This is a genomic window from Microcoleus sp. PH2017_24_DOB_U_A (assembly GCF_020738205.1).
Lineage (GTDB): Bacteria > Cyanobacteriota > Cyanobacteriia > Cyanobacteriales > Microcoleaceae > Microcoleus.
The window spans coordinates 35,675-62,206 of the sequence record NZ_JAEQCT010000055.1; the positions used below are offsets into that span (position 1 = coordinate 35,675).

The 26,532-nt window shown below is 46.6% G+C and carries 23 protein-coding genes; 12 read left to right on the forward strand and 11 right to left on the reverse strand.

Features of this window, described 5'->3' with window-relative positions:
- Positions 1 to 432: 432 nt before the first annotated feature.
- Positions 433 to 1,308: a tetratricopeptide repeat protein gene (locus tag JGK07_RS16245; protein ID WP_293175643.1), complete on the forward strand. Its 876-nt coding sequence runs from the start codon at positions 433 to 435 to the stop codon at positions 1,306 to 1,308.
- A gap of 420 nt (positions 1,309 to 1,728) precedes the next feature.
- Positions 1,729 to 2,943 carry a glutathione S-transferase family protein gene (locus tag JGK07_RS16250; RefSeq protein WP_293189787.1) on the forward strand — a complete coding sequence of 405 codons (1,215 nt, stop codon included), beginning with the start codon at positions 1,729 to 1,731 and terminating at the stop codon, positions 2,941 to 2,943.
- A gap of 260 nt (positions 2,944 to 3,203) precedes the next feature.
- Here the strand turns inward: JGK07_RS16250 and JGK07_RS16255 are convergent, their stop codons facing one another.
- On the reverse strand, positions 3,204 to 3,677 hold the full coding sequence (locus JGK07_RS16255; RefSeq protein ID WP_293155973.1) for a hypothetical protein: 474 nt from the start codon (positions 3,675 to 3,677) through the stop codon (positions 3,204 to 3,206).
- Between the two features lie 296 nt (positions 3,678 to 3,973).
- On the opposite strand from JGK07_RS16255, the gene JGK07_RS16260 reads away from it, so the two are divergent.
- Positions 3,974 to 4,192 carry a helix-turn-helix transcriptional regulator gene (locus JGK07_RS16260; protein ID WP_293175639.1) on the forward strand — a complete coding sequence of 73 codons (219 nt, stop codon included), beginning with the start codon at positions 3,974 to 3,976 and terminating at the stop codon, positions 4,190 to 4,192.
- Here JGK07_RS16260 and JGK07_RS16265 read toward each other — a convergent pair.
- Positions 4,179 to 4,379 carry a hypothetical protein gene (locus JGK07_RS16265; protein ID WP_293175637.1) on the reverse strand — a complete coding sequence of 67 codons (201 nt, stop codon included), beginning with the start codon at positions 4,377 to 4,379 and terminating at the stop codon, positions 4,179 to 4,181. The genes JGK07_RS16260 and JGK07_RS16265 overlap by 14 nt on opposite strands.
- A 475-nt stretch (positions 4,380 to 4,854) precedes the next feature.
- Positions 4,855 to 6,468: a radical SAM protein gene (locus JGK07_RS16270; RefSeq protein ID WP_293175635.1), complete on the reverse strand. Its 1,614-nt coding sequence runs from the start codon at positions 6,466 to 6,468 to the stop codon at positions 4,855 to 4,857.
- A 336-nt stretch (positions 6,469 to 6,804) separates the two neighbouring features.
- Between JGK07_RS16270 and JGK07_RS16275 the strand changes: the two genes are divergently transcribed.
- Positions 6,805 to 8,367, forward strand: a complete 1,563-nt coding sequence (locus JGK07_RS16275; RefSeq protein ID WP_293189791.1) for a DUF1800 domain-containing protein — start codon at positions 6,805 to 6,807, stop codon at positions 8,365 to 8,367.
- Between the two features lie 368 nt (positions 8,368 to 8,735).
- Positions 8,736 to 9,974, forward strand: a complete 1,239-nt coding sequence (locus tag JGK07_RS16280) for a DUF1501 domain-containing protein (protein ID WP_293189792.1) — start codon at positions 8,736 to 8,738, stop codon at positions 9,972 to 9,974.
- A gap of 280 nt (positions 9,975 to 10,254) precedes the next feature.
- On the opposite strand, the gene lspA is transcribed toward JGK07_RS16280, so the two are convergent.
- Complete coding sequence (gene lspA, locus JGK07_RS16285; RefSeq protein WP_293175629.1) at positions 10,255 to 10,764, reverse strand: signal peptidase II; 510 nt, start codon at positions 10,762 to 10,764, stop codon at positions 10,255 to 10,257.
- A gap of 192 nt (positions 10,765 to 10,956) precedes the next feature.
- Complete coding sequence (locus JGK07_RS16290; protein ID WP_293175627.1) at positions 10,957 to 11,535, reverse strand: biotin transporter BioY; 579 nt, start codon at positions 11,533 to 11,535, stop codon at positions 10,957 to 10,959.
- A 364-nt stretch (positions 11,536 to 11,899) separates the two neighbouring features.
- Between JGK07_RS16290 and pstS the strand changes: the two genes are divergently transcribed.
- From pstS to pstB, 4 genes are all read left to right on the forward strand, one after another.
- The gene (gene pstS, locus JGK07_RS16295; protein ID WP_293224393.1) at positions 11,900 to 13,084 is read left to right on the forward strand and encodes a phosphate ABC transporter substrate-binding protein PstS; all 1,185 of its coding nucleotides are present in this window, start codon (positions 11,900 to 11,902) and stop codon (positions 13,082 to 13,084) included.
- A gap of 284 nt (positions 13,085 to 13,368) precedes the next feature.
- Complete coding sequence (pstC, locus tag JGK07_RS16300; protein ID WP_293175623.1) at positions 13,369 to 14,325, forward strand: phosphate ABC transporter permease subunit PstC; 957 nt, start codon at positions 13,369 to 13,371, stop codon at positions 14,323 to 14,325.
- A 32-nt stretch (positions 14,326 to 14,357) separates the two neighbouring features.
- The gene (gene pstA, locus JGK07_RS16305) at positions 14,358 to 15,251 is read left to right on the forward strand and encodes a phosphate ABC transporter permease PstA (protein WP_293189794.1); all 894 of its coding nucleotides are present in this window, start codon (positions 14,358 to 14,360) and stop codon (positions 15,249 to 15,251) included.
- A 109-nt stretch (positions 15,252 to 15,360) separates the two neighbouring features.
- Positions 15,361 to 16,155, forward strand: a complete 795-nt coding sequence (gene pstB, locus JGK07_RS16310; protein ID WP_293189816.1) for a phosphate ABC transporter ATP-binding protein PstB — start codon at positions 15,361 to 15,363, stop codon at positions 16,153 to 16,155.
- Positions 16,156 to 16,786: 631 nt separating this feature from the next.
- Here the strand turns inward: pstB and JGK07_RS16315 are convergent.
- Complete coding sequence (locus JGK07_RS16315) at positions 16,787 to 16,957, reverse strand: NblA/ycf18 family protein (protein ID WP_293175619.1); 171 nt, start codon at positions 16,955 to 16,957, stop codon at positions 16,787 to 16,789.
- Between the two features lie 234 nt (positions 16,958 to 17,191).
- Here JGK07_RS16315 and JGK07_RS16320 point away from each other — a divergent pair, with 234 nt between their 5' ends.
- Both JGK07_RS16320 and JGK07_RS16325 read left to right on the forward strand, forming a co-directional pair.
- Complete coding sequence (locus tag JGK07_RS16320) at positions 17,192 to 17,788, forward strand: phycobiliprotein lyase (protein ID WP_293175617.1); 597 nt, start codon at positions 17,192 to 17,194, stop codon at positions 17,786 to 17,788.
- Positions 17,789 to 18,001: 213 nt separating this feature from the next.
- Positions 18,002 to 18,757, forward strand: coding sequence for a phycobilisome rod-core linker polypeptide (locus tag JGK07_RS16325; RefSeq protein WP_293175615.1), 756 nt, complete (start codon positions 18,002 to 18,004; stop codon positions 18,755 to 18,757).
- 362 nt (positions 18,758 to 19,119) lie between these two features.
- Here the strand turns inward: JGK07_RS16325 and JGK07_RS16330 are convergent, their stop codons facing one another.
- From JGK07_RS16330 to JGK07_RS16345, 4 genes are all read right to left on the reverse strand, one after another.
- Positions 19,120 to 20,082, reverse strand: coding sequence for an RluA family pseudouridine synthase (locus JGK07_RS16330; RefSeq protein WP_293224391.1), 963 nt, complete (start codon positions 20,080 to 20,082; stop codon positions 19,120 to 19,122).
- A 256-nt stretch (positions 20,083 to 20,338) separates the two neighbouring features.
- Entirely contained in the window at positions 20,339 to 21,781 is a 1,443-nt protein-coding gene (locus tag JGK07_RS16335) for an ATP-dependent DNA helicase RecQ (protein WP_293224389.1), read from the reverse strand.
- A gap of 36 nt (positions 21,782 to 21,817) precedes the next feature.
- Positions 21,818 to 22,183 carry a DUF4087 domain-containing protein gene (locus tag JGK07_RS16340; protein ID WP_293175609.1) on the reverse strand — a complete coding sequence of 122 codons (366 nt, stop codon included), beginning with the start codon at positions 22,181 to 22,183 and terminating at the stop codon, positions 21,818 to 21,820.
- Positions 22,184 to 22,353: 170 nt separating this feature from the next.
- Positions 22,354 to 22,734 (reverse strand): hypothetical protein, encoded by a 381-nt coding sequence (locus JGK07_RS16345; protein WP_293175607.1) that lies wholly within the window; start codon positions 22,732 to 22,734, stop codon positions 22,354 to 22,356.
- A 291-nt stretch (positions 22,735 to 23,025) separates the two neighbouring features.
- Between JGK07_RS16345 and JGK07_RS16350 the strand changes: the two genes are divergently transcribed.
- Complete coding sequence (locus tag JGK07_RS16350) at positions 23,026 to 23,646, forward strand: M23 family metallopeptidase (protein WP_293175605.1); 621 nt, start codon at positions 23,026 to 23,028, stop codon at positions 23,644 to 23,646.
- Positions 23,647 to 24,026: 380 nt separating this feature from the next.
- On the opposite strand, the gene ftsH is transcribed toward JGK07_RS16350, so the two are convergent.
- Positions 24,027 to 25,970, reverse strand: coding sequence for an ATP-dependent zinc metalloprotease FtsH (gene ftsH, locus JGK07_RS16355; RefSeq protein WP_293175603.1), 1,944 nt, complete (start codon positions 25,968 to 25,970; stop codon positions 24,027 to 24,029).
- Positions 25,971 to 26,532: the final 562 nt, after the last annotated feature.

Below are 26,532 nucleotides of genomic sequence, written 5' to 3' on the forward strand. Positions count from 1 at the left end.
ATCGGAATTATATATTTGAATCGTTGAGCGTGCGAGCGTCACGAAGAGCGATTCAGGCCGCTCTTCGTGACGCTCGCACTACATAATTTCGATGCAACCGGATTTGATATTACCCATTTACCGTGAGAATTTCAGCGCTCTCGAAAGCAGTTAATAAAAAGTATTGCTTAGGAGTAAAAACAAATTCAGGAAACTATTTTAGGGAAAACCGCGCAGCGTTGCGAGTCAGGAAACAAGAAAACATCTGATTTTTGTAAAAAGGATTTTTTTATTGGAGTGCTGTCCCCGCTCGCTTAGTTAGATAAACCAGCGAGCCTCCCCGCTCGCACTATAAAATCAAAATTGAGCTGCTCCCAGAAACAATATCAAAAGTCAAAAATATGAGTTATTATAGGCGCGAGAAACCATTATATTTTTTTCTGGGGCTATACAGTGCCTAATCGTCTTCCTCTAATATCTCTGTTACTCGCACTCGGTTTGTGGACAATGCCCAAGCCCGTTGCCTGTCAGGCACTCCTGCCTTACACCCTGCAAATCGACTCAGCCGGACTCGAACAGACAGCCTTGAGCCTTGCAGAACGAGCCGTTCAGCTAGCGAGACTCCAGCAGTTCCAACTCGCCGTCCCCAGCGCCGAACTCGCGACGCAGTTAGCCCCCAAGAATGCTCAAACTTGGACTTTGTTAGGCAGCTTGTACCTTCAAATCGAGCAGTTTGACAAAGGCATTGAAGCTTTAGGGCAAGCTCAATCTCTGTCGCCAGAAAATGCGTCAATTAAATTTGTCTTGGGAGAAGCTCACTTTCGGAAAGCGAACTACGAGAAAGCAGCCGAATACTTGCAAGCAGGGTTAAAAATAAAGCCCGACACTCCGGGCGCATTATTTGATTTAGGTAACGCTTTTTACAAGCTAAAGCAGTTCGATCGCGCGATCGCCCAATATGAAAAAGCCTTTGCTTTAGAAAAAAAACTCTGGCCCGCTATCAACAATATTGGATTAGTCAAATACGAAATGGGAGATATCGATAACGCCATCCGCCGCTGGCAAGAAGCGATCGCGATCGACGACAAAGCAGCAGAACCAATGCTAGCTCTAGCAGTAGCACTTTACACCAAAGGCGACAAAGAAAAAGGTTTATCCCTGGGAGAAGCCGCCCTGAAATTGGACAAACGCTATGCCACAGTAACTTTTCTCAAAGACAACCTCTGGGGCGATCGCTTGATTGCAGCCACCCAAAACTTCCTGGCAACTCCCCAAATTAAAGCAGCACTCGCCAAAATTCAAGACGCCCCACCATCTCCCCAATTGTAACTAGAATTCTAGTTAGGTTAGTCGTGAGGATGGAGAGTCCTAAAAGCATTTTTTAGCTGAGGAGCCGTGTAAAAATAACTTGATCAGGTGCATTGCTAAACTGTATTTAATTTAAAGGCTCCAATTAAAAAGTTACGCAACTTATTTTTACATGATTCCTGAGCAAAAATGTACTCTTGGATATGGATTCCAAGGCAGATCCTTAGAATCAGTTAATCCAATCTCCAATTTGAAATCTAAAATCTAAAATCCCAAGTCTAAAATAATATTACCAAGAAGAATGGGTTTAAAGTTTAAAGCCTCCTCCTTTTAGGGGAAAATAAAACAAAATTATTCATTGCTCCAATCCTCTTCGTTTTATGGAGAGATAGCTGTCCCAGCTCAACTGTCAACTGTCAACTGTCAACTGTCAACTGAACTATGACATCTACTACGATGATCGCCACTCCCCTAACCTGGACACAACTAGAAGCCCTTACCGACTTTCAAGTCGATACAGTCAACGGCCCCACCAACTCTCAATCCCGCTTGCGCCTCTTCGGAAAAACCGAATCCGATGTGAGAGTCACCCTGTACCGCGACAATCATGGCTGGTGTCCCTATTGCCAAAAAATCTGGCTGTGGTTGGAAGAAAAACAAATTCCCTACCGCATTGAAAAAGTTACCATGTTCTGCTATGGGGCAAAAGAAAGTTGGTACAAGCGTAAAGTGCCGTCGGGAATGTTACCCGCGATCGAACTAGACGGCCGCATCATTACCGAAAGCGATGATATCTTAATCGCCCTCGAACAAGTCTTCGGCCCCTTGAGTTTGGGCATGAAAAACCCCGAAGTCCTTCCGCTGCGGCGCCTAGAGCGACTGCTGTTTAGAGCGTGGTGCTCTTGGCTGTGCTACCCGGCGAGTTCAACCGCAATAGAACAACACAACCGCAAGCAATTTATCAGCGTCGTCGCCGATGTCGAAGCAGCACTCGCGCGATCGCCCGGGCCATATTTTCTGGATGAGTTTGGCACTGCGGATGTAATTTTTACGCCCTACGTCGAACGGATGAATGCCAGTCTTTATTACTACAAGGGATATTCCATGCGGGAAGAAAACCCGCGCTTTGCTGACTGGTTTGCAGGGATGGAAAGTCGCCCCACCTATCGCGGCACTCAAAGCGACTTCCACACGCACGTCCACGATTTGCCACCTCAAATGGGCGGGTGCTATGAAAACGGTGAACCGCAGATGCTAGTCAACAAAACCCGCGTAGATAATGGGCCTTGGGCCGGACTCCCGGATGTCATGTATCCAGAACCGGAAACCTCCCGCGCTGAAGCACTCCAGCGCGTCATCAAACACCGCCACAAGATCGTTCAAGTCAACCCTGCTGATGACAACTTATTCGATGAGGCTTTGCGCTGTGCTTTAACTTTGATGGTGACTGGCGAAAGTTGTACGCCGCCGGTTGGTTCTGATGGGGCTTTGCGGTATTTGCGCGATCGGGTAAATGTGCCCCGCGATATGTCCATTTACGCGGCCAAACGGCTGAGGGAAAGCTTAGAGGAAACTGCCGCCCTCGTGGGTGACGGTCAAGGTGAGCCTATTCCCGTGAAGCACCGGCGAGATCAAGATCCGGCTAATTTTGTATAGGGGGGCGATCGGAATCAGGCGAAACGATCGTTGCTGCTGCTGGCGCAATGACTCACGCGCTTAGTTGGTGATGCAGGAGAATAATCGAGCTGACGGGGTGACAGGTTGCCTGAAAATCAGACAGTCCGGCAATCCTAGACAAATCGCCTAAAAAAAGATAGGGCAAGAAAGCTTCGGGAGCATCTCAGTTTTGCATTTGTAGTGCTGTCCCCGCTCGCACTCAAAGAAAAAATGCTTTTTACCAAAATGAGATGCTCCCTTTAGAAACTTTCCATTAAGGTTTTTTCTTGAGCGTAAACATCGCGCAATTGTTGCAATGCTGAGGCAGAAATTACCAATTTAACTGTAGCGACTAATTTACCCCACTCGTGCAAGCTGTCAACTGAAACAGCGGCTTTGAAGTTGTACGTATAAAATTTAGTCCAAAATTCTGGTGCTTGGGTGCGTTTCCAGCGTTTGTACCAGCCGAGATAGTCTTGGGTGCAGGCCGGTTTTACTTCTAAGATTGGGGGGAAATCGGCGTAGCTGACGAATCTGCTGAGGCCTTTGGCGTGTACGTACACCATGTTGTGACAGCATTCGATTCGGTAAATTTGGTCGGGCGTGATGTTGAACAAAAGTGCTACGGTTTCTTCGGTGACAAATCTCGATCGCGGATTGACCGTCAACGATTTGTGAATAATTTTTGAGGCGCCGATCGCTGACGACGATCTTAACTGATTCTCTAATATCATTGTAGTTGCATCTGGTGGTGGTAGCTCAGTCTATCTGCTAGGTGCGATCGACAGTAATTATCTCTCGGCATTAATTATAACGGGCGATCGCCTTTAGTTTCGTTGACTCTGCCGCCAAACGGATACAAGCGCCGATTTCTCCCGTAAGCGGCCCCAAACTTTAGACCAACGTTCCAGCTTCTAGATTCATCTTTAGAGTCAATCTAAAATCTAAAATCTAAAATCTAAAATCGAATGACCTGGGCGATCGCTTTTTGCTATATTATACTAAATCCAAAATTTTGTAAATAGTTTATATGAGTAAAGGTTTAGTCAGGTTGCGGGTTCGAGAGTTGGCGGCCGAGAAGGGATGGACGCTGAAGGAGGTTGCCCAGCGATCGGGCGTGGGGTACAGTACGATTAGCAATTATGCCCGCTCTCAGGGGATGGCGATGGTTGACTTTGCCGCAGTGTACAAGTTGGCCCGCACTTTTGACGTGATGATTGAGGATTTTGTGGTCATCATGGAAAAGTAGGTGCTGTTTGGCGATCGAGTTTTGATTGGGCGATCGACCTTTTGGTAGAAATTATAGCAGTTTTAAATGCGATCGACAATTGCCCCGAAATTCGGACACGGCAGTGCCGTTTCCCTGCGGGAAATTTGACGATCAAAGCAACAGTAATTGTAGGGTGTGGATCCTGCGAAGAATCCCTAACTTGCATATCGAAAATCTCAAAGATCCGCACCTCTGCACTCGCCCGATCGCAAATAAAGTCGATCGCCTACAATCAAACTAACCCCCTAGAGCCTGAAAATAGGATAACTGTCAAACTTTCTTTTGCATTCCGCCATTTCCTAACTCTTAAACTGCAAATACTCCATTTTAAAATCTAATACGGTTTACTTAAGATTGTCTTTCGAGAGGAACGAAGCAAACTGTATCTATTTTTCATGGGAGTTTCACGACTAGCAGTACATGAGTGAACCGTATTGCTTTATATATAAGAAAGAGCGCTGAAGCGCAACTACGTACCTTTATTATCTTAAGTGAACCGTATTGCTTTATATATAAGAAAGAGCGCTGAAGCGCAACTACGTACCATTATTGTCTTAAAATCTACATTTTTCCATGACAAATGCAATCGATTGAAATATCGAGAACCAGAAATATTGATTCCAAATCTAAAATCCAAAATCTCAAATCGAATGACTCATAGCCTCAGCCAAATGCTTCTTCAAAGTCGCTTCTGGTAAGGGCCCTTTTAAATGACTCCAAGGCAAAACCTGATTTAAATCCCACTCTTGGAAAACATAAAAATCCATTTCCGGTAACTCTCCCCGCAACTCCTTAAAAGCCCGCCGATAACTTCCCAAAGTATCTCCGTAGTGTCGCACTAATTCCAACAGCTTAGACAATCTGCGATCGCCCTTCGATAGCAAACCCTGAATCACAGACCAGTTATAGCTTTCAGGTCTAAATTCTAATCCCAACTTCCGCAATTCTTTATCTAAAAACTTCAGCCTCTTCTCTGCATCTTTATTCACACCAAACCACTGAAAAGGAGTATGAGATTTCGGGACAAAAGTGCTGCATCCCAGAGTCAAGCGCAAACCCGGAGCGGCTTTTCTAATCGCCTTCATCATCGCCACTGTCTCCTCCAAATCCTCCATCTCTTCGCCGGGGATTCCCGCCATACCGTAAAGCTTAATCCCTTTTAAGCCACCAGCCTTAGCATTAATAGCAGCTTGAATAATTTCATCGTTAGTGAGTTTTTTATTCACAATCTTGCGAACTTGTTCGCTACCACTTTCCACCGCAATCGTCACAGACTTGCTATCTCTGTTTGTCAATATTTCCGCTAACTTAACTGTCACCGTGTTCGTGCGTACCGAAGAAAGACTCAGCCGCACTCCGTCGTATTTCGGATGGTTTAAATGCTCCAGCAATGCTTCAAATTCTGGGTGCTGAGTCACAGAAGCACCCAACAAACCCAAACGATTAGTCACAGCTAAACCGCGATCGATCGCCGGAATTAGCGAATCCTCCAAACTCGCAGTTCTAAATGGTAAAGTGAGATAACTTGCCAAACAGAAACGGCACATTTCTGGGCAACTCCGCACCACTTCCACCATATAAATATTTTCCCAAGCCGCTTTTTCTGTCACTACAGTAGAAGCAGACAAAGTATTGCCGCGATAAGTCTGTTTTTCCACCATACTAGGAATTTCAGAATCCACAGGATGAATCGATTTAATCCCCTCCGTGGCATCCAAATAAGTTACTTCGTACAAACTGGGAACGTAAACCCCAGGAACTTGCGCTAAATGCCGCAATTTAGTTTGTCTGTCGGCACTACGAACTTCTTTACAAGCATCAATAAAATTATCAATGAGATGTTCGCCATCTCCCAGCAAAATTACATCAAAAAATTCTGCAAAAGGTTCGGGATTCGCGGTAAGAACCGGGCCACCACCAAATACTATTGGATGATTGTCAGTTCTTTTTGATGCCCAAATCGGAATTTCTAGAGATTCCAATAAATTGAGAATATTTACATAATCGAGTTCCCAAGAAAGCGAAAATCCCAGCAATTCTGGATGTCGGGGAAGTGGTTCGTTGATATCAGTAAATAAACGGCTGACTTCAATATCCGATCGCACGGCTAAAGTTGCCCACACTATCTGATAGCCGAGACTGGTAATCCCCACCGTGTACTCGTTGGGAAATGCAAAAATAGTCGGAATAGCATCAGCATCGGGGGTTGCTGGGGCAAATAGCAGGCGTTCTTCGGCAAATGGATTAGGAGTCACGGGCAAGTTTAGCTTTAGGAAAATAATATCTCTTTCTTTTCTAATTTTATGCTATGGACTGACCGCCGGACAGCGATCGCCTGCGGAGATACGGATAATAAATTTGTGTCATCCGCGTATCCATGTTGGGCGTTGATGACTAACAACCGTAGGAGTTACGCACTCGCCCACAAAGAAACCGGGTTTTTTTAACTCTTATTGAGAGTTTTAAGCAAGTATTGGTTAAAAAATCCGGTTTTCCATCGCCAGTGCCGAAATCCTAAACTATTGAACCTTTTTGCCGCCCAACCAGTCTAAGGCATACAGAATTAACCAATAGTTCCCCCAGCAGCTACTATGAAACTGAAACTCAAACATGGGGCATTATTTCTCTACTTGTGGCTGTGCCCGATCGCCTCCAGCAGCGCCGCCAGTCCCCCCGACAATTCCAAAATTCTGCATCTCCTCAACCGCATTAGTTTTGGCCCGCGATTGGGCGATATCGAAAAAGTGCGATCGCACGGCACAGAAAATTACATCCAACAGCAACTCTCCCCAGAAACCATCCCCGAACCTCAGAACCTTACCTCTCGCATCAACAGGTTAGAAACCCTGCAAAAAACACCAGCAGAACTCTTTGTCGAATACGGTGTCCGCCGATCGCAAAACGGTCAAAAACCAACACCAGAAGCAATCAGAGCCGCCAGCATCAAGGCTCGGATAATTCTCCAAGAAGCAGTTAAAGCTCGTTTATTGCGATCGGCAGAAAGTCCCCGCCAATTGCAAGAAGTTATGGTGGATTTTTGGTACAATCACTTTAATGTTTACTCAGATAAAGGATTAAATAAACTCTGGGTAGGAGCCTACGAACAAGAAGCAATTAGACCCTACGCTCTGGGAAAATTCCGGGACTTGCTAGGTGCAACTTCCCGTCATCCTGCCATGTTGTATTATTTAGATAATTGGCAAAATACCGATCCAAAAAGTATCGGAGCCAAAGGCGGATTTCGGGGATTAAATGAGAATTATGCGCGGGAGTTAATGGAGCTGCATACCTTAGGCGTCAATGGGGGTTATACGCAACAAGATGTTATCGCATTAGCTCGCATTTTTACAGGCTGGGGATTTGGGCCGCGACCATCTGAAAAGGACGGTTACAGCTTTTATTTTGATGCCAAACGCCATGATTTTAGCGATAAAATATTTCTCGGGAAAACTATCAAAGGTTCGGGCGAAACCGAGGGAAAACAAGCTTTAACTATTTTAGCCAAAAGCCCAGCCACAGCCAAACACGTCAGTTATAAATTAGCTCAATATTTTGTGGCTGACAGCCCGCCAAATGCGTTAGTCGATCGCCTCAGCCAGCGCTTTCTCGAAACTGATGGAGATATCCGCGAAGTCTTAAATACTTTGTTCCGCAGCCGAGAATTCTGGGATAAAAAAAATTACAGCGCTAAGTTTAAAACTCCCTACCAATACGTTATATCGGCGGTGCGATCGACAAATAAGACAGTAGAAAATTTTCAACCGCTGTACACAACTTTGCTACAGCTAGGAATGGCACCTTACGGCTGCCCAACTCCCGACGGTTACAAGAATACTCAAGATGCTTGGCTGAATCCAGATGCGATCGCCCGTCGGTTGAGTTTTGTCACGGCTTTGGCCACCAATCCCTTGTATTTAAACTCTCCTCCCGCTGACAACAATCAGTCGGGATGGATGTTACCTGCGATCGCAACTCCTTCTAACTCCTCTTTGCCAATGGGCCCGAGAAATAGCAACCAGTTAATAGATCCGTCGCAGTTAGCTAATATTTTGGGGAATGATTTCTCGGCGAATACCAAAAGTGCGATCGCCTCCAGTCCGGCTAATTTACGCCCCGCTTTGATTTTGGGCAGTCCAGAATTTATGCGCCGATAAAAGAAGGAAGAAGGAAGAAGGAAGAAGGAAGAAGGAAGAAGGAAGAGGGAAGAAGGAAGAAGGAAGAAGGAAGGGAGCATCTCAGTTTTGCATTTATAGTGCTGTCGAGAACTCGCGTGGGTGTATAAGCACGCGAGCGGGGACAGCACTACAATAAAAAATGCTTCTTGTAAAACTGAGATGCTCCCAGAGGGAAGAGCGTTAGCACTTTAACTTCCAATTACCAATTCCCAATTACCAATTCCCAATTACCAATTACCAATTACCAATTCCCAATTACCAATTCCCAATTACCAATTCCCAATTACCAATTACCAATTACCAATTCCCAATTACCAATTACTACCCATTACCCATTACCCATTACCATGAACAGACGCCAATTTTTAATCCAAACCGGATTGCTTTCAACTTCGACAATTATGTCTGTCGGACTCCACGGTTTAGCCGTGAAAGCCGCCGCACCCAAGAACAGCAAACGATTAATTGTCATCTTTTTGCGCGGCGCAGTCGATGGCTTAAACGTAATTGTTCCCTACCAAGAAGCGAATTACTATCAATCTCGACCCAAAATAGCTATCCCAAAACCGGGGCTGCAAGGCGGTGCGATCGACCTTGACGGCCGTTTTGGACTCCACCCCGCACTCAGCGCGATCGCCCCGCTGTGGCAGCAAGGAACCCTCGCATTTGCCCACGCTTGCGGTTCTCCCGATCCCACCCGATCGCACTTTGAGGCGCAAGACTACATGGAAAGTGGCACTCCCGGCAAAAACAAGACCCCCGACGGCTGGATGAACCGCCTGCTGTCAGTCATATCCGCCAATTCCCCCGTCCAAGCCCTGAATGGTGGCACCTCCACACCCCGCATCCTGTCGGGAAAAATGGCAGTTGCCAGCTTTAGACTAGGTAAAAATGCCAGCCGCCCGATCGCCATTGACAAACCCCAAATCGGTACCGCATTCGATCGACTTTACAGCGATAGCGACCAACTAGGTCAAGCATATCGAGAAAGTCGCGCCGCCCGCCAAACCCTGCTGGCTAACTTAGATGCAGAAATGAAAGCCGCCAATAACGGCGCACCCTTAGCCGATGGTTTCCCCGGCGACGCGACGCAATTGGGGCGGCTGATGGCGAGAGACTCCAGCATTCAGCTAGCTTTCCTCGCCCTCGGAGGCTGGGATACCCACATCAATCAAGGAAGTTCCCAAGGCCAATTAGCCGCAAGATTGCGCCCCCTGGGACAGGGTTTAGCGAATTTGGTGCAGGGATTGGGTGATGTTTACTCCGAAAGTGCGATCGTAGTTATCTCAGAATTCGGCCGCACTGTGCGCGAAAACGGTAACGGCGGCACGGATCACGGACACGGAAATGCGATGTGGCTTTTGGGTGGTAATATTAAGGGCGGCAAAGTTTATGGCGAGTGGCCGGGATTGGATGAAAGTCAGTTGTATCAAAAGCGCGATTTAGCCGTGACGACGGATTTTCGAGATGTAATTGCTACTTTGTTGCAGAGTCATTTACGGCTGGATGGGGAAAAGGTCGATCGAGTTTTTCCCGGTTATAAATCAAATCGAATCGTTGGGTTAGTTTCAACAGTTGACAGTTGACAGTTGACAATTGACAGTTTGATAGCGACCTCTACCCTTAAGTTCGAGGATTGGAATAATGAATAGTCTGATTTTAATTTCTCCCTCAAAGGGAGAGGCTTTCAACCAATTCTTCTGGTAAATGAGTGAGAAAGCCGTAGGGTGCGTCGCCATTCACAATCTCTCAAAAAAATCGACTTTTCGAGTAGCGAAGCACCTGTGTTATCGCCAGCAGAGTGCAAACAACATTCGTTTGACTCCGCCAACAATTATGTCGTACAAAGAGTTGAGAAAAATCCTATTACTCTGAAATAGAATCGCTATCATCTCGGTTTCTCGGCGGCGGTGCACCGTGAAAAGTTGCAATCAACAAACAGATAATCCCAGCATTAATAAACACATCGGCCAGATTAAATACCGGGAACCGAATGATCCGAAAATCGATAAAATCTACAACGTGGCCCAAAATAAATCGATCGATCCCGTTACCCAGTGCGCCCCCCAAAATCAAACCGTAGCCAGCTTGTTCCCAGCGGTTAATTCGCGGCCCGAACCAAGCCAAAATCATCAATCCCACACTCACACCCAAAGACAGCCAGCGCAACCAACTCGCCCCACCATTGCTAAACAAACTAAAAGCCGCACCGGTATTAACAACATAAGTGAAGTGAAATATCCCCGGTAACAGCGGCTGAGTCTGCGGAGGAACCGTCAAGTCAAAATTTTGCACCACCCAAAACTTGCTCAGGTGGTCTAAAACTAAACTGATAATAGCAGCTACCCAGAACAAGGGATTTCTTTTAAAACGCATGGATTAGGGAATAAAAGATAGGGCATCGGGCATGGGATAATTCACTCAAATCTCGCGTTTCAGCAGTTTAGCCGATCTTTCCCACCCGCAGCGAGATGACTTTCCCGTTGCAGAATGATACTATAACCCAATTTTGCACAATTACCAATGCCCTATGCCCTATGCCCTATGCCCTATGCCCCAATTCCCCAATTAATAAAACATCAAGCGGCGCAAAGTAAATGACAGAAGTGCGATCGCACAAACCACAGCCAATTGTCCCGGTAGAGGATAAACAGAATATTTTAGAATCTCATTCAATAAAGGTGTTTTTTTGCCCGGAATCAGCAAGTAATTAAAAATCAGATAAATTAAGCCGATCGCGTGAACTGTAAATAAACCGCACAAACAACTAAAAGCGATCGATTCCAACCGCGAAGCAACCTTAAAAGCGACCCAGCCGCACACCCAAGCACCAGGCACGAAACCCAACAAATACCCAAAACTCGCTTCTTTAATGTAGCCGATGCCGCCACCTTGAGCAAAAACTGGCCACAAAGTCAATCCTAATACCAAATAGGCAATTTGCGAGAGAGCCGCCGCATTTTTGCCACCCATGCAGCCTACTAGCAATACTGCTCCAATTTGATAGGTAACACCTAAAGAGTACGCCTGAAGTCCGCGATCGTCCCAAAACCCGATCGGCATTGTCACAGATGCAGGCAAAAAAGTGCCTCCTATCGTTAGGAGCAAACCAATAACAGCCCAGATTAATTCGATAGGAGCAGGCATGATCGTCAAACGGTGTTCGTCAGAAGGTATTCCTCAGATGCCAGCTTCAACGCTAGCAGCATTTAAGTTCTCAATACTAGCACCTTGTCAAAACAACCACCATTGTAGGGTTTTATGGTTCTCAAGTCTGGATGTGCCGATCGCCTAATGTGGAATTGTTCGCGATCGCGCGATCGCATCCTTGTTTCTCTACTAATTTATTTGGCATATATCTAAAAAAATCACACTTGTCAAGCTCATGAATGAATTTAATCTTGGTTAACATTAGATTAAGATAAAATGTAAAGATTTTTAACCTAAGCTTTACTTTCGCGCGATATGCTAGTGCGCGACACCCGTATAACGATCGCAAATTTCTATACTTATGATTTTTCGTATCAACTTGATAAATCCGAATCGTGTTACCACAGCAATTTCTGCTATGGCGATCGCCCTCAGCTTAGCAGCTTGCGGCGGCGGCAGCACAACCACCAGCAGCAGCCCCAGCCCCGGCAGCGACACCGCAGCAACCCCCGGCGCTGCCCCCGTTGCAGCAGCAACCAACACCAAACTCGCCCTCGCCTCAGACGTAGCAATCACAGCAGCAGGCGCATCATTCCCCGCACCTCTATACCAGCGTTGGTTTCAAGACTTCAACAAAATCAACCCCAAAGTACAAATTAACTATCAATCAGTAGGTAGCGGCGCCGGAATCGAACAATTCACCAAAGGCACAGTAGACTTTGGCGCTAGCGACACCGCCATGAAAGACGACGAAATCGCCAAAGTTCCAGCAGACAAAGGCGTGATTTTGTTGCCCATGACAGCCGGCAGCATCGTTATCGGCTACAACCTGCCAGACGTACCCGAACTCAAACTGCCACGGGATGTTTACACAGAAATCTTCCAAGGTAAAATTACCAAGTGGAACGACCCCAAAATTGCCGCAGCCAATCCAGGCGCTAAATTGCCAGACCAAGCCATCACCGTCATCCACCGTTCCGACGGTAGCGGTACAACAGCCGTCTTCACCAAACACCTGAGCGCCATCAGCCCCGACTGGAAAACCGCAGTAGGTGACGGCAAAACAGTAGAGTGGCCCAAAACAGGTACTTTTATTGGTGCAAAAGGCAACGAAGGCATCACAGCCCAAATCCTGCAAACCGCAGGCAGCGTCGGCTACATAGAATACGGCTATGCCAAAAACAACAACGTCAAATTTGCATCTTTGCAAAACAAAGCAGGCACCTTTGTCACACCTAACGACGAATCAGCTTCAGCAGCTCTAGCGACAGTGCCCTTACCGGAAAATCTGCGAGCATTTATCGAAGACCCAGAAGGCGCTTCTTCCTATCCAATTGTCACCTACACTTGGATGCTAGTTCCTAAAACAGTTGCTGACCCCAACAAAGCCAAAGCGATCGAAGCAATGGTTGAATACGGCTTGAATGAAGGTCAAAAAGTTAGTTCTGAATTGGGCTACGTTCCTTTGCCTGCAAGTGTTAAAGAAAAAGTAGCCGCGGCGGCCGACGGCATCAGCGCCGACTACAAAATTGAAGTTGCCAAATAGCGATTGAAGGAAGAAAGAAGAGAGATATTTCTGTAGGGGCGGATTCACCAACAATAATTGCCTAAAACCAATAATCTCGTAAACCCGCCCCCACCCAAAGGTAAATCGCAATCTACGTCTTTCAAAATCAAAGCGGCGGGCTTCACCAGAAATATTTGTTGAAAAGTCACGGGATTAATCAACCCGCCCCTTTGATTTTTTTATTCTTTTTCTTTCTGCTTTCTTCCAGCTAGCTTTTTCTTAAAATTAATCTTTCTCACTACTATTATTTGGGTTTTTTGTTTATGGTTTCAGATAATAATAGCCCTCAATTAGAGAGTCGATCGCGCTCAAGAGCAGAAAAGTCGTTAGACCAAGCCTTTATCTGGCTGACGCGCATTTTGGGCATCGGAGTGGGTGTAATCTTGCTGGTAATCGCCGTGACGGTTGCTTATAGAGCGTTACCTGCGATTCAACAGTACGGTTTGGGATTTCTATTTAGCAGTAGCTGGAATCCGGTTAAAGAAGAGTACGGCGCGCTGCCGATGATTTATGGGACGATCGTCAGTTCGGCGATCGCGCTCCTAATTGCGGTACCATTAGGAGTAGGGACTGCAATCTTCCTGAGCGAAGATTTTTTGCCGCTCCCAGTACGCACAGCTTTAGTTTTTTTAGTAGAACTTTTAGCCGCCATTCCCAGCGTAGTCTACGGTTTGTGGGGAATTGCTGTATTGATTCCCATACTTACCAGCATCGGAAAGTTTCTCAACGGTAACTTTGGATGGCTGCCGATTTTTAGCACTCCGCCAGTTGGCCCGGGAATGTTACCTGCCGGAGTAATCTTGGGAATCATGACTTTGCCCATTATTACTGCTATCTCCCGCGACTCTTTAGCCAGTCTCCCGCCCGAATTGCGACAAGCATCTCTAGGTTTGGGAGCAACTCGCTGGACAACAATTTTTAGAGTGCTAGTACCCGCAGCTTTTTCCGGGATTGTCGGCGGAATCATGCTCGGCCTGGGCCGCGCGATGGGAGAAACAATGGCAGCCACCCTGTTAATTGGCAATTCCAATCAGTTAAGTGCTTCAGTGCTAGCTCCTGCAAATACTATTGCTTCTTTGATGGCAAATCAATTTGCCGAAGCTTCCGGCTTGCAAGTGTCTGCTCTGATGTACACGGGACTAATTCTGTTTATCATGACGCTGATTGTTAATGTTTTGGCAGAGTGGATTGTTTCTCAAGTAAGAGCCAAGTACAACTAGAAGTTTGCCACAATTTCCTAATAGCTTTATTTATGTCAAATCCCGTCCCTGACGAGAATTCTTTAGAACAGAAAGTAGGCAGTTTAAAGAAGGTCAAAAATAGCCCTAGAACTCTGTTAAATCTGGCGATGACCGGAATAGCTGGAGCTTGTATGGCTATCACTCTGCTGCCTTTGTTTGCAGTCCTTTCCTACGTAACCATACAGGGTTTTAACCGCCTAAATTTAGACTTATTTACCAAATTGCCACCCCCGCCTGGACTGTCGGGAGGCGGTATCGCTAACGCAATTATCGGTACATTAATGACCGTAGGAATTGCCTCTCTAATTGCTGTTCCTTTTGGCGTATTGGCCGCCGTTTATTTGTCAGAGTTCAGCAGCGGCGAAGTCGCTCGCTGGGTGCGCTTTGCAACTAATGTCCTCAGCGGAGTTCCATCGATTATTGCAGGTGTATTTGCCTACGGTTTGTTCGTGGTAAATATGGGAGGTTTTTCGGCAATTGCAGGAGGCGCGGCGCTGGCTGTGCTGATGTTACCGACGATTGTGCGGACTACTGACGAAGCTCTACAAATTGTCCCGCAGGATATCAGATGGGCGTCGGTTGGTGTGGGTGCTTCTAATTATCAAACAGTGTTGCAGGTGGTTTTACCTGCGGCAATTCCGGCTATTTTAACTGGTGTGACTTTGGCGGTTGCTCGCGCTGCTGGTGAAACTGCTCCTTTGATTTTCACGGCGCTGAATTCGCCTTTTTGGCCGGCTGGATTTGATAAGCCAACTCCGAGTCTTTCGGTTTTGGTTTACAACTTTGCAACGGTTCCTTTTAAGGCACAGAAAGAATTGGCTTGGGCTGCTTCTTTGATTTTGGTGTTGATGGTTTTGCTGACGAGTATTCTGTCTCGTTGGGCTACTCGCCAAAAGGTTTATTGAAGTCATTAGTTATTTGTTATTTGTCATTCGTTGGGGGTGGCCAAGAACCAATAACCAATCACCAATAACATTTTCATTTGTAAAATTCGATTGGAGTATTAAGTGTATGATGAATCTGGCAAATAAGACTGAAACTGTTTTACGTACTGAGAATATCAATATTTTTTACGGCGCTTTTCACGCGGTAAAAAATGTTTGCATGGAGATTCCCAAAAATCAGATTACTGCTTTAATTGGGCCGTCTGGCTGCGGTAAAAGTACAATTCTGCGATGTTTTAACCGCCTCAATGATTTGGTTAACGGTTTTCGTTTAGAAGGCCGAATTGATTATCACGGTCAAAATCTTTACGATCCTGATATTGATGCTGTGGAGGTGCGCCGCAAGATTGGGATGGTGTTTCAAAAGCCGAATCCTTTCCCGAAGTCGATTTATGACAATATTGCTTACGGTGCGAGGGTGAATAACTATAAGGGAGATATGGATGAGTTGGTGGAAAAGTCGCTCAAACAAGCTTATTTGTGGGATGAGGTAAAGGATAAGCTGAAGCAAAGCGGTTTTTCGCTGTCGGGTGGCCAGCAGCAGCGTTTGTGTATTGCTCGGGCGATCGCAATTAATCCTGATGTAGTATTGATGGATGAACCTTGCGCTTCCCTTGACCCGATTTCGACGATTAAGATTGAGGAGTTGATGCGGGAACTCAAGGAGAAGTATACGATTGTAATCGTGACTCACAATATGCAGCAGGCTACTCGGGTTTCTGACTTGACTGCTTTTTTCAATGCTAAACTTTCTGACGATGGGAAGCGGTTTGGCTATCTTGTGGAGTGCGACAGGACTGAGGTGATTTTCCAAAATCCGAAGGAAGAGTCTACTATGGATTATGTCAGCGGCCGTTTTGGTTGAGTTGCCGGAGTCTCCAACAGGTTGAAACAATCGCCCTACACGAACGACGACAATCAAATTGGTTCGTAGTGAGGACTTTAGTCCTCATCCGTCACAGGACTAAAGTCCTTACTACGAACCAATTCGGACTTGACACTCCTCGGCCTTAAGGCACGAGGATTCTTAAGACATTTCGATCTTAATATCCCGCGCAAGCGTGGGTTCTTGGGCGCAATCCTTTTGCCTTAAAAGGTGGGCTGCTATCCTTGTCTTACAACAAGCTCCTCAAGCGTTTAGGGATTTAAAATCCCTGGTTTCACGTCCTGGCCCGCGTACCATTTCTAAAACTTGATCTTTAGTTGTTTGTGATTGACTTTAATTACGATTTTTCCTGGCTTTGCAGCGAGATACTTAATCCTTAAAATCTAATTTTAGACTAGAATTGATTGCCCCCAAAGTCAATACTATGTTACATTACTTAATTATGGAAAAAGCCGGCCACTGAAGAAAGGGTTTTAAACCCAATTTCTTGATAACTGAAGAATCCCGGTTTCTTGGAGGAGCCGAGATTCTTGGTTTTTATGTTTAAAAGCTCGATCGTACTTTTTGCAGATACAAGTAGCTGATTTTGTTGAAGAAGTTCTCGAAAAGCTCACATCTTCTTCATCCAATACTTTAACAGGTTTTCTTTGACCATGTTTTGTCGCATCACTTCTAGCAAGTATTCCTGAGCTTGGTCTTGACTCAATGTTTTGACTTGTTCGCGCAGCAGTTGCAATTTAAACTGCTGTTCCATGCTGAGGCTGGTTGTAGGCATATCCATAAAATCGCTCCTCCAGTTTGTTACGTGAGATCGATGCGAGATAGATCGGAATGACGTTCCGCAGGCTTTGTTGTGTTCCCTATATTGTAAACTATCATAACATCTGCTTGACAATATGTCCAAAGTACACATTTTGAAACTAATTTGTGTCGCAAAAGTACATCTAAGTGGGGGGAGCTTTATCATAAAACAGGGATAAAAACCGGGAAGCCTAAGCCAAAGGAGCTATTTTGTATGGATGCAATGGAGTTTTTTCAGAGCAGTGCTGGGGAGTGGCGATCGCAGCGCAGCACTCACCATCTGGCTTTTCGCCAAGCGGAGATTGGAGATTCAAATATTCAAGTAACGGCGCTGGGTGCGGATGACGATCGAGTGGCTGAGATTTGCCAGATGCACGAAGTCGATCCGAGTCGGGCTGCTGGGGGAGCGTTTGTGACTTGGCACGGCACTATGGCGTGGGATAAGGATGATGAGAATCATAAGGGGTCTACCGTATTCGCGATCGTCCCCGATCCTGAAAATCCGCGGCAGGGTTTGATGTTGCGGGAACGGGGCTACGCGGAAATTGTGCCGGTGGCTGGCCGTTTTGAGATGGATGATGAAGATGCGCTGTTGCTGATTACCGAATACGAGACCATGAGTTCGATCGAGCGTTTTTGGTTTGCGACTCCGAACGTGCGGATGCGGACAAGTGCGGTAAAGCGCTTTGGCGGTTTCAGCACATCGACTTTTTGTACGGAAGTTCGAGTGGAACCAGACTCCGATGCAGCTAAGCCAGCAGCAGAGGATCAAGCCCCTCCCAGCCAGTTTTACTCGGCTCTGGGCTGGTAATTTATTTTGCTGCCCACTGCCCACTGCCCACTGCCCACTGCCCACTGCCCACTGCCCACTGACAACAAATGTTACAGATTGTTGCAAAAATTCAGGAAAATCGGATTTAGATTGCGGGAATCCCCTAATCTGTATGTTGGTTAGTTGTATCCGTTATGCTGGCAGCTCGCGGTGTCAACTATTTCTGAAATTTGAGATAACGGAGATTTTAACGTGGCGCTTCCTTTATTAAGCTACGCCCCCAAGAGTCAAAACCAGCGCGTTGCTGGTTATGAAGTAGGGGGCGACGAGCAGCCCAGAGTTTTCACAACTGAAAATGTGCTCTCGTCCGGGGACATGGAAAATTTGATTTGGGCTGGATATCGTCAGATTTACAGCGAACACCAAATCCTCAAGAGCAACCGCCAAAAGTCTTTGGAGTCGCAACTCAAGTTCGGCCAAATTACTGTGCGGGATTTCATTCGCGGTTTGGCGACTTCGGGGCCTTTCTTGGAACGGAATTACCAAACTAACAGCAACTACCGGTTTGTGGAAATGTGCGTGCAGCGCGTTTTGGGCCGGGATGTTTACAGCGATCGCGAAAAGATTGCTTGGTCGATCGTAGTTGCAACCAAGGGGCCTCAAGGGTTTATTGACGAATTGGTCAATAGCGATGAGTACCTCGACAACTTCGGCTACGATACAATTCCTTACCAAAAACGCCGAATTTTGCCTCAGCGTGTTGGAGGGGAAACTCCTTTCAATTTGAAGACACCTCGCTACAACGAGTACCACCGCTCGCAGCTTGGCTTCCCGCAAATCATTTGGCAGAGTACAGTTCGCCGTTTTGTTCCTCAAGAACAGCAAGCGAAGGCTGGCGATCCGTCGAACTATTTGAATATGGCTCGGAATATGTCCATGCCTGCTACTCCGCCGCAGCGCGTATCTCTGGCTAATATCAATATTGCCACGATGGTTCCTCGCCGCTAATTGATACTGCTTGGTACTATTGTTTGTGTCGGGCTATGGATTTAATCGATCAGTTTTTAGGCTGAGAGAGTTTTGAGTCTTGAGTTTTGAGGTTTGAGTTTTTTATTAAACTCGGAATCCAAAACTCAGGACTCATAATTTTTTGTCCGTGGTTAGTAGTTAGTAGTTAGTGGTTAGTAGTTAGTGGTTAGTGGTTAGTAGTTAGTGGTTAGTGGTTAGTGGTTAGTGGTTAGTGGTTAGTGGTTAGTGGTTAGTAGTGCTGTCCCCGCTCGCAAACAGTAGTAGTGCTGTCCCCGCTCGCGAACAGTAGTTAGTAGTCATCAATTCCCAATTATTAATTCCCCATACTCAGTTACCAATTATCAAATATGAGCTCGCAGGCGCAATATTTTTAGCAGAGTGTTGAATTGATCGGGTAAAGGCGCGATCGCCTCAATCAACTCTCCGGTTAACGGATGCTGCAATTGCAGGCGCCATGCGTGGAGGGCTTGTCCGGTTAAATTTACGCCGATGGAACGGTTGGAACTGTACATGGGGTCGCCGACTATGGGATGTTTAATTTCGGCTGTGTGGACGCGAATTTGATGGGTGCGGCCTGTTTCTAATTGATAGTGCATTAAGCAATAGTTGCCGATTCTTTCTTTGATTGTCCAGTGAGTAACGGAGGGGCGGCCGCCTTTTTGTTCTGGTACTACTGCCATTTTTTTGCGGTCTGTGGGATGCCGGCCGATGGGTAGGTCTATTGTACCTGTTTCGGCGTTAGGAACTCCGTAAACTACGCCTAAATATTCCCGGCGGGCGGTTTTGGTTTTGAGTTGGGCTTGCAGGTTTTGGTGGGCGATGTCGGTTTTGGCGATCGCGATCGCACCTGTTGTATCTTTGTCTAATCTGTGGACGATTCCGGGGCGTTGAACGCCGCCGATTTCTGCGAGGGGACAGTGGGCTAACAGGGCGTTGACTAAGGTACCGTCTAGATGTCCGGCGGCTGGATGGACGACTAATCCGGCTGGTTTGTTGATGATTATTAGGCTGTCGTCTTCGTAGAGGATGTCGAGGGGAATTGCTTGGGGTTCTAATTTTGTGGGCTGGGCTTCGGGTAAAGTGATGTGGATGCGATCGCCCGTTTTGACTGATATTTTTTTCGAGGTGCAGGTTGCGTCGTTGACTTTGACGTTGCCTTGTGATATCAGAGTTTGGATTCGCGATCTCGATAAGTCTGGTATCTGGTTTGACAGCCAAATATCTAATCGCTGAGTGACATTAGTTTGATTAAATTCCTCTGTATTTTCTACTGTATATATTTCTTTAGTATTTATTTCTATCATTTAGTTTATTGGTAATTGGTAATTGGTAATTGGTAATCGGTAATCGGTAATCGGTAATCGGTAATCGGTAATCGGTAATCGATCGTCGATATATAATTATACCTTAATGTAAGGTGCGTCGCTATTAGATTGTCGATTTTTCTTGGGATTTTTTGATGGCGACGCACCTTACGGCTACTTTCTTTCGTATTTCTTAGTCGGCGTCCGGCGGACTTTGTTTGTGTAGTAGCGGTTTCAACCGCCGAGTTATCTAGAATTACCGACAATTATCGCAGTGCCCGCAGCGCATAGATTTAGATTCCTTAGTAAAGCCAAAAGCTTGCAGCAAAAATTGCCACCTGCACTCCCGATGCTTGAGATATTTTGCCATTTCTTCGGGGGCGGTAAAGTTTTGTTTGCCACCTTTTTGTTGTGCGGATTTGTCGATCGCATAATTGAAAGGATCTTCCCATCTTAACTGTCCGCTGCTGTGCAAGATCGAAAGGGCGATCGCACTTGCGGGAAATTCCCGCCCCACAGCATCTACATCGCCCTTAGCTGGGAGTTGTTTCGCCAACTGCTGGGCTTCTCGAAATTGCGATCGCAATTTGTCTTGAAAAAATTGTGCTCTTTGTTTGTCATCGGGATAAAGCAAACCCGTCGGTTCGCTAATCAACGTCAGGGCGATCGCAGATTTGCCGTCGCGTCCGCCTCTACCTATTTCCTGAATGTATTCCGATAATAGCAAAGGTGCTTGAAAATGAACAACCCAGCGCACATCCGGCTTATTAATTCCCATCCCGAAGGCGCAGCTACAAACAACAAATTTCAGATCGTTATTCAGCCAAGCTGTTTCTATTTTTCGCCGCGATTCTGGACTCAAACCTGCATGATAGGCTGCCGTTTTATAACCCGCATCTTCCAACAAATCCGCCAAGTTTTCGCTATCTTTTCTAGTGCGGACGTAGACTAAACCTGCTTCTTTTGGTCGAGCTTTGATAAAATTTAATAACTGTTGTCTCCGCCCTCTGCGTGTCCAGACAGTTTGCACTTGCAGGTGCAGGTTAGAACGGTACGGACTGAGCAAAAAAGCTTCCGGCTTGTGTAGTTGCAAGACTTTGTTGATTGTTTGCTGCGCTTGGGGGTTGGCGGTGGCGGTGAAAGCTGCGATCGCAATTTTAGTTCCTTCCGGCTTAGATTTTAACAAAGCCGATCGCACTGTACCCAAACGGCGGTAAGCTGGTCGAAAAGTATCGCCCCACTGGACTAAACAGTGAGCTTCATCTAATATTAAACCGTTGATTGGGATGTGCGGCTGACTGATAATTGCCCAAACAGGTTTGCTGAGTAATGTTTCGGGAGACAGGTACAGCAATCTCAACTTGTTTTGTTGCAGCGATTGCATAGTTTGTTGGCGCTGCTGTGTTGGCAATTGACTGTGGAGGAGGGCAGCGGGTAAATTGCGATCGCGCAATTCTTGCACTTGATTTTCCATCAGTGCGACTAACGGCGAAATCACCAAAGTTAAGCCTGTTTGTAATAAAGCTGGCAGTTGAAAGCAGATTGATTTGCCACCACCTGTCGGCATAATTATCATTGTATCTTTCCCGGCTAACAAACTGCTGACGATTTCTCCTTGAGGCGGCCGAAAGTCGTCGTATCCCCAGATTTGTTTGAAGGCGGCGCGGGCTTGATTTAATGATGTTGGTTCGTATTTCATTTTACTGAGTTAAAAAAATGTCTAGTTTTGCCACAACTAACGAATTTTTGGTAAATTCGGATCTTGGCGACAAGTCGAGAGTGGTAATTGTTCGCCACCTTGTATCGTGGTAATTCTGATTCGATTTCTATCTGTTACCACATCCAAACAAGCACAACCATATCCATAATTGACATTAGTTTTGACATATTCATCGTCGTTAAAAGGAGGAATATTATCCATTCCTCCGGCTTGATATCCCCCTTGCGCCGAGATAATCCACTGAGCATATTTGTCTTTGAGATACCAATTAGCAGGCGTGGGATTAATCAACCATCCGCACCTGGTTTCAGCCGCTTTCGCAGGAATAACAACGATCGAAAAAGATGAGATAATTGCAGGTATCAACCACTTTAGTTTCATAGCTTTACATTGTAATTTTTGAGCGACAATCATACAGGAATTACCTGCTTCAACAAAAGAAACCGGGTTTTTTAGCGAATCTGCGGGTGACAACGAAATATTGTCGCAAAAACCCGGTTTCTGACTACCTGCGCGTCCAGGAGTGTCCCAAATCCAAAATCTAAAATTGCCTAAGACTCGCCGTCTCGGCGCCCGAGTTCGTACACGCCACCGCCAATACAGGCGATCGTCCCCATAGATACCGCCCAACTGGCACCCAACGACAATTCGACGCCCCAATTGCACAATCCGCCCACAATCAAAAAGGGCAGAATACTCAACAGGGAAGCATAAAAGGCATTTTGAGCTTCTCGGGCTTGGCGGGTTCTCTCAAACTCCGCTTCCGAGGTGTAGAGGGATCTTTCGGCAAAATTCATCCAGCGGTTGAGTTGCAGGATTACCCATTCTGTGATGGGTGAGAGACCCCAATACAGGGCTAAAGACCATAATGACGCACCGGCGATCGCAGTTGCGTCTATGGCAAAACTAAAAGGAAAAATTTCAGTAAGCATTGCTTGATGTGTGTTATAAATTTGAGATTTCAGACGACATCCAAAATCCCCGAACTACTATAGTGTCAAGCAAAAGCTCGATCGAATTCAACCGCAGCCGAAATTCTGAGGCCATTTTTTTTTGCCTTACCCCCGCGTAAATGCCCGGAAGCCTTGACACGGGTTTTGGATGGAGTAAGATACACGTTGTTGATAAACTGATTCGCGAAGGAAGGGTAGATATCAGACGCCATCTTGCAGCGAATTGGCACTCCTCAACGCACACTCGCACACACATTCAACTTGTTCGCCGTGAAAAAAATCCTGCAAGACTCTAGAGGCCCGCTGACGGTAAAACGCTTTTTTCGTTTCAGACAGATGCTGCTGCTGGCACTTTCGATCGGCATTGTGTTGATCAGCCCTTATTTGCAGCAGCAGGTGGTCAAAGCTCAGTCAGGTTTACCAAGCAGAGTAGCGACGGGTAATTTGTGGCAAGAAGCTTCTTTTCCAGTGGAAAGTTTTGAAGCCTATACTTCCCCCTTCGGCCCCCGCGGCGGGGATTTTCATTACGGTTTGGACATGGCGGCCCCGGAAGGCAGCTACATCCGCAATTGGTGGGGGGGTCAAGTTGTGGAAGTTTGGGAAGATGGCAGGTGCGGTACTGGTATGGTAGTGCGATCGGGAAATTGGGATCACATCTACTGTCACCTCAAAGGTAGGGTGCAAACCGCTAACGGCGGGCGTTATTATATCGATCGTGAAGGCGGCCTGCAAATTTGGCAGGGTCAAACTGTGCCGGCCGGTGCGAGAATTGCCAGAGTGGGGATGACAGGGCGCACGAGTGGGCCTCACCTGCATTGGGGATTGAAGTACGGCGGCCGCTGGGTAGATCCGGCTTTGGTACTTCGCGAAATGTATTCCAATCAATCTTAATTAGTCTGGGAATGAGGACTGAAGTCCTCACTACAAACTTGTAATTTTTAGGTTTGTAGTGAGGACTTTAGTCCTAATTCTTCTTAGTTTGTAGTGAGGACTTTAGTCCTAATTCTTCCAAAAAGAAGGACTGAAGTCCTCACTACAAACCTTACTGTAGTGAGGACTTTAGTCTTAATTCTTCCAAAAAGAAGGACTGAAGTCCTCACTACAAACCGGGAGCATCTCAGTTTTGCATTTATAGTGCGAGCGTCCCCGCTCGCGTGCTTGTATACGCACGCGAGCGGGGACGCTCGCACTGTGAAGAAAAAATGCTTCTTGCAAAACTGAGATGCTCCCCTACAAACCTTACTGCAAACATTTAATCACTGCTGACTAATTCACGTTGGGGCTAACTCTTTTTTTGTTGTCAACTCGGTGTATCGATCGACAATTCGGCGAAATTCCTCACCATCGATGGTTTCTTCATCCAACAGCGCTTCGACCAGCTTGTCTACCAAAGCGCGGTTTTCGCGGATAATTTGGCGGGCTTCTTCGTAGCAGTGAATAGCGATTTCTCGGACTTGCCGATCGATCTTCATCGCCATTGCTTCAGAATAATCCGATCGCGAATTCCAGTCTCGGCCCAAAAACACCTCATTGTTCGGACTTTCCAAAGCCACAGGCCCCAAATCCGACATTCCGTAAAGCGTTACCATCTGTCTCGCTAGCTTGCTGACTTCTGTGATATCGCTGCTGGCGCCCAGAGTTACTTCCGCATCGCCGTAAACTTCTGCCTCCGCAGCCCGTCCTCCCAAAGCTACAGTAATCCGGCTTAACAGCCACGCCCGACTCCTCAAACCTTCGCTGTCAAGCATTTCTTCGTCGAGTACGTAGTTGGCAAAGCCTGCGATGCCACCGGAACGGGGAATGATCGTTACTTTTTCTAGGGTGTCGGTATTTTTGAGCATAGTTGATACGAGGGCGTGTCCGATTTCGTGGTATGCTACTAGCCACTTTTTCTTACTGTCGAGCAGCGGATTCAGAGTCAGCCCGATCGTAATTCGGTCGATCGCATCATTAACTTCCAAAGTACCAATCGTGTCTTTGCGTCGCCTCGCTGTCAGAATAGCTGCTTCATTGAGCAAGTTTGCCAAATCAGCGCCGGAAAAGCCTGGAGTGCGACGGGCAATCATGTCTAGGGCAACTTCCTCGTCGAGTTTTTTGTTGCGCGCGTGCACTTCCAAAATCCCCAAACGCCCTTTGTAACTGGGCAAATCTACCGTTACTTGGCGATCGAACCTACCGGGCCGCAGCAAGGCAGTATCGAGCACGTCGGGGCGGTTAGTAGCTGCAATCACAATCACGCCGCTGTTACCCTCAAAGCCGTCCATCTCTGTCAGCAACTGATTGAGAGTTTGTTCGCGTTCGTCATTTCCGCCGCCAATACCAGCACCGCGCTGCCTTCCTACGGCGTCTATTTCATCGATGAAGACGATGCAGGGCGCATTTTCTTTAGCTTTGCGGAACAAGTCGCGGACGCGGGAGGCGCCGACTCCGACGAACATTTCCACAAATTCGGAACCGGAGATGCTGAAGAATGGGACGGCTGCTTCACCTGCGATCGCTTTTGCCAACATGGTTTTACCTGTTCCCGGAGGCCCGATTAACAGAACTCCTCTGGGAATTTTGGCGCCGATGGCGTTGAAGCGTTCGGGTTTTTTCAGGAAAGTGACAACTTCTTGCAGTTCTTCTTTAGCTTCTTCGATTCCTGCTACGTCGTCGAACATCACGCCGGTTTTGGCTTCCATTTGGAAACGGGCTCGGGATTTGCCGAAGTTCATGGCATTTCCTTGCGATTGGGTCGATCGACGCAGGATAGCCATCAATACTGCCAACACTGCAAAAATTACCAGCAAGTTTACTACTAAACTAACTGCGGCCGCGTTGTCGGCTGTTTGTTTGACTTCAAAGTCGATCTTTTTGGCGCGGATTTGCGAGTAGAGTTCTCGGTTGTTGTAGTCGAAGAGAGTAACAATTTGCGCCTGATCGCTTTTTTGATCTTTTAGCCTAACTTTGGCAGTTCTTTGGATTTCATCTATTTCGACTTTACTGACTTGTCCTTTTTCTATGTTGTCGATGAGTTGGCTGTAACTCATCGTGTTGTTTGGCGCGCTGTCGGCAAACACCGGGGTAGAGAGCAATATTCCTTGAGAAATCACCAAACTACCCAGGATGCGCCAAAGATTTCGTCCTGGAATTGATTTTTTAGGATTCTGCTGGCTCGATTTGTCTTTGTTTTCAGCTAGATGTCCCAGCCATGCGTGTTTCCAAGAATTTTTCATATTACTTTTTGCCCAAGGTGGAATACTGCCAAGATTGACCGCTTGTGGTTTGCTACGTTCGTTTATTTTAACAAGATGCCGGGTGTTCAATGGGTTTATCTGTCGATGACATCTCAATAGGTACCTGAAGATGCAGGATTTTGAACCCACTGCGACTCAGAAACCGGGTTTTTTCGCGGCATCAGGGGCTTTCACCAAGAATTTTGGCAAAAACCCGGTTTCTCTGTCCCTCCACTGAACTTACCAGAAAGAATTCGTTTAAAGCCGGAACCTTGAGCGGGAGAAATTAAAATCCGACTATTCATTACTCCAATCCTCGGACTTCCAGGTAGAGGTCGCTCTTAACTGTCAACTGTCAACTGTCAACTGTCAACTGAATTTACGCACTGCGACTCAGAAACCGGGTTTTTTACCAAATCTGTGGCTTTCACCAAGAATCTTGGCAAAAACCCGGTTTCTCGGCCCCTCCCACTCTCTGCGACTCAGAAACCGGGTTTTTTACCAAATCTGTGGCTTTCACCAAGAATCTTGGCAAAAACCCGGTTTCTCGGCCACGTCAAAT